This is a genomic window from Prochlorococcus marinus CUG1417 (genome assembly GCF_017695975.1).
GTDB lineage: Bacteria > Cyanobacteriota > Cyanobacteriia > PCC-6307 > Cyanobiaceae > Prochlorococcus_A > Prochlorococcus_A marinus_AG.
In genome coordinates this window covers 138,966-150,766 of sequence record NZ_JAAORN010000002.1, presented here as the reverse complement: position 1 = coordinate 150,766, position 11,801 = coordinate 138,966, and the positions used below count along the sequence as shown (strand labels likewise).

The window sequence follows — 11,801 nt, the reverse complement described above, 5'->3', positions numbered from 1 at the left end:
AATTTAAAATATTTTTTTTTGGAATTAATTTATTATATCATAATAAATTTATCGTTTTCTGATAATATAAATACAAACTAATCGGAAGTAAGTTTTAGATTTATGAGGAAAAATATTTTCTTTACGTTTATCTTTATTGGAATCTTTAATATATTTTTTCCCATTTTACCTGCGGCATCTGAGGATATAAATATAAATGATTCAACTAATATAGGAAGTAATAATTTTAAGAATTCTATATCCAGTACATCATACAATTACCTGATTGGATCAGGAGACATTTTAGAATTAAAATTTACTGATTTAGAAGTTTATAACGGCGAATTTCAAGTTTTAAATGATGGATGGATTTTTCTCCCAGTTATTGGAAATTACTTTATCGAGAATAAAACTTTAGAAGAAGCGAGAAATGATTTAATATCAAAATATTCTAAAGAATTGATTGTTCCTGATCTTCAATTGAGTTTAAGCCATTCAAGGCCTTTAGATATTTCAATAATTGGTGAAGTTCAGAAACCTGGTTTGTACCAAATTGAAGATATTTTAGAAAATCCACCAAGATTAGTTGATGGATTACAACTGGCTGGTGGAATTACAAGTAAATCAAATTTAGAAGATGTAAAATTGATAAGGCTTTTTAAAGAGGATGGAGAATTAATAAAAAAAATTACATCTTTAAATCTGATATCATTAGTTGAAGATGGAGACCAGTCTAATAATATTAAACTAAGCCATGGGGATGTTCTGAAAATTAATTCGACAAATGAATTTAGTAAAACTCAGTATAAACTTGCTAAGGCCACTTTGGCTCCAGCTAAAATAGGTATTACTGTCGTTGGCGAAGTTAAAGCACCAGGAGAAAAAATGGTTGTTTCTGGGGTTTCATTAATTGAAGCTATTATGATTGCTGGGGGTCCAGTTGATTGGCAAGCAAATAGGCAGAATATTCAATTAATTAGGGAAGATGAATATGGAGCAATAAACGTATCAAGATATAAATACAATATTAATAAAAATAATTCAATTATTAATAATCCAATATTAAAGGATGGAGATATTATTAATGTTAATGCTGTTAACTACACAAAATTCAGTAGAGGTGTACAGACTATATTCGCACCATTAAGAGACATCATAACTGGAATAACATTTTATGAATTAATTAATGATGACTAATTATAAAATTTATTTATATGCTTAATAATCAATCAGGTTTAAATTCTCCAATAAAAGTTTCTTTAGTTATTCCAGTATCAGTAAAAGAAATAGAAAAATTTATTTTTTTAATAGAAAATTTAAAAAAAAATATTGACTATACTCATGAGATTATTGCTGTAATAAATGATTGCACTTATTTAAAAAAAAACTTTGACATAGATCAACTTAAACTAATAACTAATGGAAAGTTGATCAATATCTTTAAAAATAAAAAACTATGTCCAGGGGAGGCAAGAAATATTGGTCTTAATCTTTCTACAGGAAACTATATTGCATTTTTAGATGTAAATACTATTCCTGCAACAAACTGGTTGGAGAATTCTTTAAAGTTGCTTATTGATAATCCAGATGGATTTTTAGGTAGAACAATTTATAAATATTCAAATGATTTTGAGAAATTATTTATTGCTGCGACATATGGCTTTAAACCTTTATATACAATTCCTGGAGCATTAATAAAAAAAGATTTATTTGCCAAAATTGGATGGTTTTTACCTTTCGTAAGATCTGGAGAAGATTCTGATTGGATTAAAAGATGTTTACTATTTAATAAAAATATCAAAAACCAAAAATGCCCAACAATTAACTATTTTGGGTTGCGTAATAAGACCTTTTCCTATCTTTGCAAAAAATGGTACAAATATTATTGTTCCTCTTCTGCCGAAGTGCAAATTTTTCAAAGACAGAAGTATCTTTATTTTTTCTTTATAGCTCTTTGTTTGATTTTTATTTCTTTTAATTGGAATTATATGTTTTCGCAATGGGAAGAAGATAGTATTTTTTATTTGCCGCACATAACAAAAATAATGATCAATACTATAATGGCGATTTATATTGGTGTAAGAATAATTTGGTTGCCTTTATTAAAAGGATTTAACTTTAAAAATCTTAATATCATAAATTGGGCTAATTTTATTTTCATAAATATCACAATTGACTCAATTAAATTAGCTGCATTTATGGTTAGTAGTTTTAAGAACCTTCTAAAAGGTAATTCTTAATTAATATATCGAGCATAAGGAGATTTCTAAAATAAAATAATTAAACTAAAAATACAAATTACTATATTCGCTACTGTCAAAAACTTAACTACCTTATCGTGAGTTAGGCCAATATTCATTAATCTATGGTGTATGTGATTATTATCTGGATAAAAAGGTGATAATCCCTTTGATAATCTTACTAATATGACATAGGTCATATCAAAAAGAGGAATGAGAAATATTAAAATAAAAATATGAAGTTTTTGAGTATAAACATTAATCGAGTCATAAACTAAATAGGAGCTACCCCCTAAAATACTTAGATATCCTAAATTAAATCCTAAGAAATAGGATCCTCCATCGCCCATTATTAGTTTTGCTGGATATCGATTGAATATTAAAAATCCCAGGCATGAACCTGATATGCCTATTAAAACTAATCCTTCTTGAATGTTTCCCTCTCTCATAAATAATACTCCAAGACTTAGAGAACTCACCCCAACTAAAGAGCTAGCAAGGCCATCAAGACCATCAATCCAATTGATTGCATTTGTTATACCTGTTATCCAAATGATTGTAAGAAAAAAACTTATTAAACTACTTACCTGTATAAATTCAATATCTAATCTTAAAAACGATATATCAATATTATTTATTTGAATACCACAAATCCAGACAAATGCAGAAATTATGATTTGCATAAATAATCTAAAAATAGGAGATAAACTTTTTAAATCATCCGCAAATCCTAATAAGAAAGATGAAAGACTAATTATTATTGAAATTGTGAAGAAGTTTTTGTATTCATTATTTATTATTAAATTATATTTAGTAAAAAAAACTAAAATAATATAGCTAATAATAAAACTTGCGATAAAAGATATACCTCCTACCCGAACTAAAGATCTTTTGTTTATTTTTCTATTGTCAGGCCTATCAATTAAATCTAGTTTGGAGCCAATTTTTTGAAGTATTGGCGATAGGCTAGAGGTTATAAAAAAATTTATTAAAAATAAAATAAACGATACAAAAAACATTTATTTAATATTTCTCCCACATTACTTTAGTATATAATATTGATTGGCTTTAAATACTTTTGGAGATCAATATAATATGGTTGTTTTAGTTACTGGGGCAGCAGGTTTTATAGGTTTTCATACATGTAAAAGGCTCATTGAGGATGGGGTAAGGGTAATTGGAATTGATTCTTTAAATGATTATTACGATTTAAATCTTAAAGAAGCTCGTTTAGAGAACCTTAAATCAAAATCAAAGGAATTTAAAAATCTTTTTTCATTTTTCAAAGGTGATATAACTGAAAATAGTTTTCTAGAAGAAATTTTTGAAATTTATAAACCTTCAAAGGTAATCAATTTGGCAGCCCAAGCAGGGGTAAGGTATTCATTAATAAACCCCGACTCTTACTACAATTCAAACTTAATAGGGTTTGGTAATATTCTTAAAAATTGCATTAAATATAAAATAGAACACTTTGTTTACGCTAGCAGTAGTTCAGTTTATGGCGGTAATACGAAATTACCACTCTCAGAAAAAGATCCTGTGGATCATCCAGTTAGCCTATATGCTGCAACTAAAAGAGCAAATGAGTTAATTGCTCATTCGTATAGTCATTTATATAACTTACCTTCTACTGGGTTAAGATTTTTTACTGTATATGGTCCATGGGGAAGACCTGATATGGCTTTATTTTTATTTACAAAGTCAATGATCAAAGGTGAGAAAATAGACGTTTATAATAATGGTAATATGGTAAGAGATTTTACTTATATTGATGATGTTGTAAATAGCATCATTAAAGTATTAGAAAAACCACCGAAGGAAAATTCATCTTTAGAAAAATCAGGCTTGTCACCAGAAAATAGTTGGGCTCCTCATAAAGTCTTTAATGTAGGCAATTCAAAACCAATAAAACTACTTGACTTTTTGAAAGTACTAGAAGAAATCCTATGTGTAAAGGCAAATATAAATTATCTCCCAATGCAAAGTGGTGATGTAAGGGCTACAGAATCAGATACGACTATTTTAGAAGATTATATTAACTACAGACCTAATACACCAATAAAAAATGGTATTAAAGAATTTGTAAAGTGGTATAAAGAATTTTATAAAATTGGTTATGATTAAAGCTTATCATTAAAATAATCAAATCATATTAAGATATTGAAAGAAGAATTATCTCTCCCCATTAACGAGAAGTGTAAGATAGCAATAATAGGGCTTGGATATGTTGGGTTGCCATTGGCAATTGAGTTTTCTAAAGTTAGTAATTGCTTGATTACTGGAAAAAAATTAGAAAGAAAAGTTATTGGATTTGATATTAGTAAAAAAAGAATATATGGACTTAGAAATTTTTATGACTATACAAACCAATTTTCAGAAAAAGAATTAAAAGATTTAAAAAATATAGAATTTACTCTTGAAGAAGAACTTCTTAAAGAGGCAGATGTATTTATTATTACTGTTCCTACTCCAATAGATGAATTTAACATACCTGACCTTACGGCATTAAAAGAGGCAAGTACTTTGGTAGGTAAGGCTTTATCAAAAAAAACAAATAAGTTTAAACCTATAGTTATATATGAAAGTACAGTTTTCCCAGGTGCTACACAAGATGTTTGTATACCTCTTTTATCAAAATCCTCAGATTTAAAACTAAATGAAGATTATTTTTGCGGATATAGTCCTGAAAGAATCAATCCTGGTGATAAAAAAAATACTTTAACCAATATAGTTAAAATTACGAGTGGTTCAAATAAAGATGCTGCAGAATGGATTAATCTTTTGTATGGATCAATTATTAAAGCAGGCACATATAAAGTAGAAAGCATTATGGTTGCTGAAACAGCAAAAATTATAGAAAATACTCAAAGAGATATTAATATTGCTTTGATGAATGAATTATCATTTATTTGTAATCTTCTAAAAATAGATACTTTAGATGTCATTAATGCAGCGAGTACAAAGTGGAATTTTTTGCCTTTTAAACCTGGATTAGTTGGAGGACATTGTATTGGTGTAGACCCTTATTATTTAACGTATAAATCTAATCAGTTAGGTTATGAGCCATTAATAGTTAGTTCTGGAAGAAAAATTAACGATAAAGTTAGTGATCGACTTGTAGATAGAATAATTCTAAAGATAGTTGAAAAATGTCTTTTTAAAAAAGGACTAAAAATCTTAATTTTAGGAATTACCTTTAAGGAAGATTGTCCTGACATGAGAAATTCTAAGGTTTTTGATATTTTGAAAAAATTCTCTAAATATCCATTCAAGCTAAAGGTGGTTGATCCGTATATTACCGACGATACAAATATCGATTTAGATATTGAGTATAGTAATGAGCTAAGTTTTGAAGAAAGTTACGAAGCTGTTTTACTTTTAGTTGCTCATGAAAAATTTGTTAAACTCAATATTCAGCAATGGAGAAGTTTAATACATAATGATTCATTATTATTTGATCTGAAAGGCATAATACCTCGGACTTTAAATCCTATGAGAATTTAAAGCTTAAAAATCTCATGGAATCAAATAGCAAGAAATTAAAAGATTTATCAACAATTAATCTATCATTAAAATTGTGGTTGAGCCTAAATAAGAAAAGGAAATCTCAGTTTTTTGTTTATCTAATATTACTATTGATAAGCAGTTTGGCTGAGGTTATAAGTCTAGCTAGCGTAATCCCTTTGCTATCTGTTTTGTCTGAACCAGAAAGAATTTTTAATTTATCAATAGTAAATTCAATTGCTTCAAAATTTTACATAACATCAGCAGAAAATATAAGATTACCAATAACTTTGGTTTTCGGATTTATTGTAATTTTATGCGGAATTATAAGGTTGTTGAATCTATGGTTTTCTTTCAGACTAGCTGCTTCTGTTGGACATGATTTAAGTTCAGAAATTTTTAACAGAATAATAAATAGACCTTATTTAGAACATTTAAATAGTGGTGATTCTATATCAATTGTAAATACCGAAATTACTTCAGTTGTGTATGGAATAATAATTCCACAACTTTTACTTTTAAGTTCTCTTATTTTAAGCATATTTTTATGTATTACATTATTAGTAATTAATTTTAAAGCTACCCTTATTTCAACTATTTTAGTTTTCTGTTTTTATTATTATTCTTTAAGTCTATCCAAAAATGTATTAAGGAAAAATAGTCAATTACAGCCCAAAATTAACATGAAACTCGTAAGAATAATCCAAGAAAGTTTCGGATACATAAGAGAAATAATTTTAAATCAAAAATATACTTATTTTTTAAATAGTTTTAAGAAAACCAATTATAGTAAAAATTTAATAATGGCCAAATCTGCTTTTATAAATGCCTATCCAAGGATTTTAATTGAGCCTTTTGGAATAGTTATTTTATCTGTAGTTGCTTGTATAACTGTTATTTATGAAGGTTTTAATAATGCTTTGCCACTTTTAGTAACTTTAGCATTAGGATCACAAAGAATTATTCCCTTGATGCAAAAAATTTACGAGGGGGTAGTAAAAACTAGATTGTATAGAGATAGTCTAATTTTAGTTTTAGAATTTTTAAATAAATATAAAATTAAAGATTTTTTAGAAACCACTGAAAATATACAAAACTTTTCAGAAAAATATTTAAATACGTTTTCCTCTTTAGAACTTAATGATATCTATTTTAAATATCCTAATGATTCAAAGTATTTGCTAAATGGTTTATGCTTGAAAATTAATAAAGGTGATCGAATCGCAATAATTGGAGAAAGTGGTTCAGGTAAATCTACTTTAGTGGACTTATTGATAGGGTTAATTCCCCCTTCATTAGGTCAAATAAATATTAATGGCATAAATATTGGCGAATGTAGCGAAGCTGATATTGCAAACTGGAGAGAATCAATATCCCTTGTTTCTCAAAGAATCTTTTTGGCTGAAACCTCTATTAAGGAAAATATTGCCTTTGGCGTTGAAAAAAATAAAATTGACAATGACAAAATAAATAAAGTTTTAAAAACTACTCTATTAGATGAATATATCTCAAAAAAAAGATTTGGTATTGATACGATAGTTGGTGAAAATGGAATTTCGCTCAGTGGTGGCCAGCAGCAAAGACTTGGAATTGCACGTGGAATTTATAAAAACCCACAATTTTTAATATTAGATGAAGCTACAAGTGCACTTGACTATAAAACTGAATTCGAGATATTAAATAATCTATCTTCTATTAATAATGAATTAACAATGATCATGATTACTCATAGAGACAATAATCTTAAGTTCTGTAATAGAATATTCAGGGTAAAGAATGGAAATCTTATTAAGTTAAAGTAACCTAATAGAAGATTAAAAACTTTTAAATAATTAAAAATAAAGGGCAATATATTATTATGGTTATATCTTGAGGGAAAAAATCTTGATAACGATTTTAGGTATTCATGATGGTCATAACAGTGGAGCTACAATTCTTCAAGATGGCCAGATAAAATATTCTATTAGTGAAGAAAGGTTAACAAGAAAAAAAAATGAAATTGGTTATCCTAAGCTTTCAATTGAAGAGGTTTTAAAACTAGCAGATATTGATCCTAAAGATATTGATATAGCAGTTTATGCAAGTAATTTTATGCATTCTGCATCCTATTTGGAGAATGCATCAGAATGGTACAAAGCTGGCAAGGCTGATTTTATAAAAGATTCAAAAAGAGAACCGTCATATTTAAAAGCTGTTTTTGATCAGAGAAGAAAAGAAAGAATAGAACAACTTTCTCAACATATTAATATAAATAAAGACAAGATAAGATTTCAAGATCATCATTTATCACATGCATCTGCAGCTTATTTTGGTTCTCCTTTTGATTTAAATGAGGAGACTTTAATTTTAACTTGTGATGGCGCTGGAGATGGGTTATCCGCAACAGTTTCAATAGCTAATGGACTAGAAATTAAAAGAATTTCCTCAACTAATAGAAAAGCATCTGTTGGTAAAATTTATTCAAGAGTTACTTATATGCTTGGTTTAAAGCCTTGGGAGCATGAATATAAAGTTATGGGATTAGCCCCTTATGCTGAAAATAAATTTGCTTTGGAGATCAAAAATATTTTGGATGAACTTCTAAAAGTATCTAAAGATGGTTTTAATTTTGAATTAGGCAGCGAACATGAATCCAGTTACATATATGAATTTTTGAGAGAAAAATTTGAATGCAAGAGATTTGATGCTATAGCAGGGGGAGTTCAGACATTTACTGAGGAAATCCTAAAAACTTGGGTAGAGGGAATTATAAAAGAAACTGGAATAAAAAGAGTAGTTTGTGGTGGAGGTGTTTTTATGAATGTAAAAGCTAATAAAATAATTTCTGAGATAGATGGATTGGAAGAATTATTTATTTTCCCTAGTTGTGGGGACGAATCTTTGTCTCTTGGCGCATCTTGGATTGAATATTCAGAATTATTGAAACAAAAAGAAGAATTAAAACAAAAAAAAGAATTAAAACCTTTACTTTCTTTAAATAATTTATATTTAGGCGGTCTTTGTTACGAAGGCAATATTGAAAAAATTATATCTAAACACATAAATGAAGAAGATGATATATCTATAAATAAATCTGAGAATATTTCTCGCGATTGTGCAGAAATTATTATGAATAATCATATTCTTGCAAGATGTAGTGGGAAAATGGAATGGGGTGCAAGAGCATTAGGAAATAGATCAATTTTAGCGAATCCTAAAGATTGGTCAAACGTTGAAAAAATTAATTCCAAAATAAAAAAAAGAGATTTTTGGATGCCATTTGCCCCATCATTATTGAAAGAAAAAGCTTCTAAATATATTGTTAATCCTAAAAATTTGTTTTCTCCCTATATGATGTTGGCATTTGATACTACAGAATTAGCTCAGTCTGAAATATGTGCTGCTATCCATCCAAGAGATAAAACAGCGAGAGTTCAGATCGTTGATAAGTTAATGAATCCAGAATATTGGGAATTAATTAATGATTTTTATAAAATGTCTGGTATTCCATGCATATTAAATACTTCATTCAATCTGCATGGTTATCCATTGGTTTATTCTTTAGAAGATGCGATTTCTGTTTTTAAGAATAGCGGACTAAATTATTTGGTTATAGAAAGTTTTATATTAAAGAAAATTAAGAGTTAAAAGAATATGGCAACAAATAAATTTTTAAAAAGGAAAATTAGTAATGATATTAGAAACTTATTTCTTGAATATAAATAAAACAAATAATGAACTAGTATTTAATTTAATTTTTTTGAACTTAATTAATTGACTAAAAAATATAATGATTTTTTATTATCTTCTTTATTTTTTCCTAGGTTTTAAAGCAATTGAGGAAACACAAGCATTTAATACTTTTAAAAAAGAGGCCCAAAATTTATTAATATTATTTTTTTCTTTATTTATTGGGTTCAGGAATGAAGTTGGTTGCGACTGGGATCAATATCTAGAAATTTTTTTGGATATTCGAGATGGAGTAATAGAAAATTGGTTAACACTGGAACCTGCATATTTCACTCTTAATTCAATCTTCTCAAGATTCGATTTTGGTATTATTTTGGTCAATGCAGTTTGTGCCGTAATATTTTCATATTGTTTAATTAAATTTTGCGATAGCCTTCCAAGACCTTGGTTAGGTTTATGTGTTGCTTATCCTTATCTTATTACAGTTGTAGCAATGGGTTATACAAGACAATCAGTGTCTATTGCCCTATTTTTATTGGCGATTTTGATTTTAGAAAAAGGTCAATTTTATAAAAGTATTTTTCTTATAATTATAGGAATGTTATTCCATCGTTCAGGTGGTTTATTTTTTTTCGCTCCACTTATTTATACATTTAAAAGCGAAAGATCCAATAATCTTTTGAAAATTTTATTAATCATTCCAATAGGTTATTACTTTATATCCGAATTTATTATTTCTAGTTGGGACAATCTTGTATTAGGTTATTTGGGGCAAAACATGGCCTCAAGTGGTGCATTAATTAGAATTATTTTATGTTTTATCCCTTCATTTATATTTATTTTTAATGTAAATAAATTTAAAATATCAAACATTTCTAAGAAAATATTTTTTGTCATATCATTGATGTCATTCGCCGCCTTAATTGCTCTACCAATAGTACCTTCATCTACTGCTGTTGATAGGGTTGCTTTAAATTTTTTACCTATTCAATTATTGGTTGCTTCCCATTTGCCAGATACTGGTATTTTCAAATTTAATAAATTTGCTTGGAAGGTTTTAATAGTAGTAAGTGTATTTATTGTACTTTCTATTTGGTTGCTATTTGCTAAACACTCATTTTGTTGGATCCCATATAAGAATATAATTTTTTCAACAATAATATTGTAATTTCCTATATTTATGAAAATTATGAAAAAGTTAGTCCATATTTTTAGATCTTTAATTATCTTTTAGATTTATGAAAAAAATAATTATTGTATCCAATACAGGATGGTATTTATATAATTTTAGATTCAAGTTAATTAAAGAATTATTAAAGAAATATAATGTAACTCTGGTTTTCCCTTTTGATGGTTATTCTAAACCTCTTAAAGAGACTGGATGTGAAATAGTAAATTGGAAACTCAATAGGAATTCTATAAATCCTCTATTAGAAATTTTTTCCATAATTGATTTGATAAATATTTTTTTGAAAATCAAACCTGATATGGCTCATCATTTCACAATTAAAGCTTGTTTATATGGAACTATAGCTGGAAGAATAGTTGGTTTAAAGAAAATTTTCAATGCCATTACAGGATTAGGTCATGTATTTCTAGCTAAAAATACAAATGCATTTATATATAGAGTATTTATGGTATTCATATATCGAAAAGTTTTTAATCACAAATCTTCAAATCTAATTTTTCAAAATTCAGAAGATAGGAATTTTTTTCAGAGTTTGAAAATAATTTCAAAAAATAAGTCTTTTCTTATTAGAGGTTCAGGAGTAGATGTGAATTATTACAAGAGGGAAAAAGAAATTAAAAAAATTGACCTTAAAAAAACTATTAAAATATTTTTCCCTTCAAGGATTATCAAGGAAAAAGGTATTATCGAACTTTTAGAAGCATGTGAAAGTCTTATTGATGACAATGTTAATTTGTGTTTATATGTGCCAAGTGATTTATCTTTCCATAATAGAAGCTTTCTTTCTAAGAGAGAAATTGACAAATTAAAAAATAAAAGTTGGATTAAATTACTTGGTCAATTATCAGACTTAAAGCCTATATACGAAAATTCAGATATTGTTATCTTGCCGTCCTGGAGAGAGGGCTTATCGATGGCATTATTAGAGGCTTCAGCAATGGAATGTTCAATAATTACTACAAATGTTCCCGGCTGTAATGATGTTGTGAAGCATGGAGAATCAGGCTTGATAGTTCCTCCGCATGATCCAGTTTCGATTAAGCTAGCTATATTATTTTTAATTAATAATCCTGTAATTTCTGAGAAATTTGGGAAGAATGCAAGACTAAGTACAATTAAAAAATTCAATTCTGAAATGGTAATTTCTCAAACAATGAGTTTATACGAAAAATTTTAAATTAGAAACCTTGATTATTTCTCCCAAGCATTTGTTTGTA

The 11,801-nt window shown here is 27.5% G+C and carries 9 protein-coding genes; 8 read left to right on the top strand and 1 reads right to left on the bottom strand.

Going from position 1 to position 11,801, the window contains the following annotated elements; all coding sequences use genetic code 11:
- The first annotated feature begins 102 nt into the window (after window positions 1-102).
- Both HA140_RS06920 and HA140_RS06915 read left to right on the top strand, forming a co-directional pair.
- Entirely contained in the window at window positions 103-1,176 is a 1,074-nt protein-coding gene (locus tag HA140_RS06920) for a polysaccharide biosynthesis/export family protein (RefSeq protein WP_209040400.1), read from the top strand.
- Between the two features lie 17 nt (window positions 1,177-1,193).
- Window positions 1,194-2,219, top strand: a complete 1,026-nt coding sequence (locus HA140_RS06915; protein WP_209040399.1) for a glycosyltransferase family A protein — start codon at window positions 1,194-1,196, stop codon at window positions 2,217-2,219.
- Window positions 2,220-2,245: 26 nt separating this feature from the next.
- Here HA140_RS06915 and HA140_RS06910 read toward each other — a convergent pair whose 3' ends face one another.
- A complete protein-coding gene (locus tag HA140_RS06910) occupies window positions 2,246-3,238 on the bottom strand; it encodes a glycosyltransferase family 4 protein (RefSeq protein WP_209040398.1) in 993 nt (330 codons plus the stop codon).
- Window positions 3,239-3,281: 43 nt separating this feature from the next.
- On the opposite strand from HA140_RS06910, the gene HA140_RS06905 reads away from it, so the two are divergent.
- The 6 genes from HA140_RS06905 to HA140_RS06880 all read left to right on the top strand — a co-directional run bounded on the left by HA140_RS06905 (window position 3,282) and on the right by HA140_RS06880 (window position 11,761).
- On the top strand, window positions 3,282-4,346 hold the full coding sequence (locus tag HA140_RS06905) for an SDR family NAD(P)-dependent oxidoreductase (protein ID WP_306822726.1): 1,065 nt from the start codon (window positions 3,282-3,284) through the stop codon (window positions 4,344-4,346).
- Window positions 4,347-4,382: 36 nt separating this feature from the next.
- A complete protein-coding gene (locus tag HA140_RS06900; protein ID WP_209040397.1) occupies window positions 4,383-5,726 on the top strand; it encodes a nucleotide sugar dehydrogenase in 1,344 nt (447 codons plus the stop codon).
- A 14-nt stretch (window positions 5,727-5,740) separates the two neighbouring features.
- Complete coding sequence (locus HA140_RS06895) at window positions 5,741-7,528, top strand: ATP-binding cassette domain-containing protein (RefSeq protein WP_209040396.1); 1,788 nt, start codon at window positions 5,741-5,743, stop codon at window positions 7,526-7,528.
- 67 nt (window positions 7,529-7,595) lie between these two features.
- Window positions 7,596-9,353 (top strand): carbamoyltransferase C-terminal domain-containing protein, encoded by a 1,758-nt coding sequence (locus tag HA140_RS06890; protein WP_209040395.1) that lies wholly within the window; start codon window positions 7,596-7,598, stop codon window positions 9,351-9,353.
- 142 nt (window positions 9,354-9,495) lie between these two features.
- Complete coding sequence (locus HA140_RS06885) at window positions 9,496-10,563, top strand: EpsG family protein (protein ID WP_209040394.1); 1,068 nt, start codon at window positions 9,496-9,498, stop codon at window positions 10,561-10,563.
- 70 nt (window positions 10,564-10,633) lie between these two features.
- A complete protein-coding gene (locus HA140_RS06880) occupies window positions 10,634-11,761 on the top strand; it encodes a glycosyltransferase family 4 protein (RefSeq protein ID WP_209040393.1) in 1,128 nt (375 codons plus the stop codon).
- Window positions 11,762-11,801: the final 40 nt, after the last annotated feature.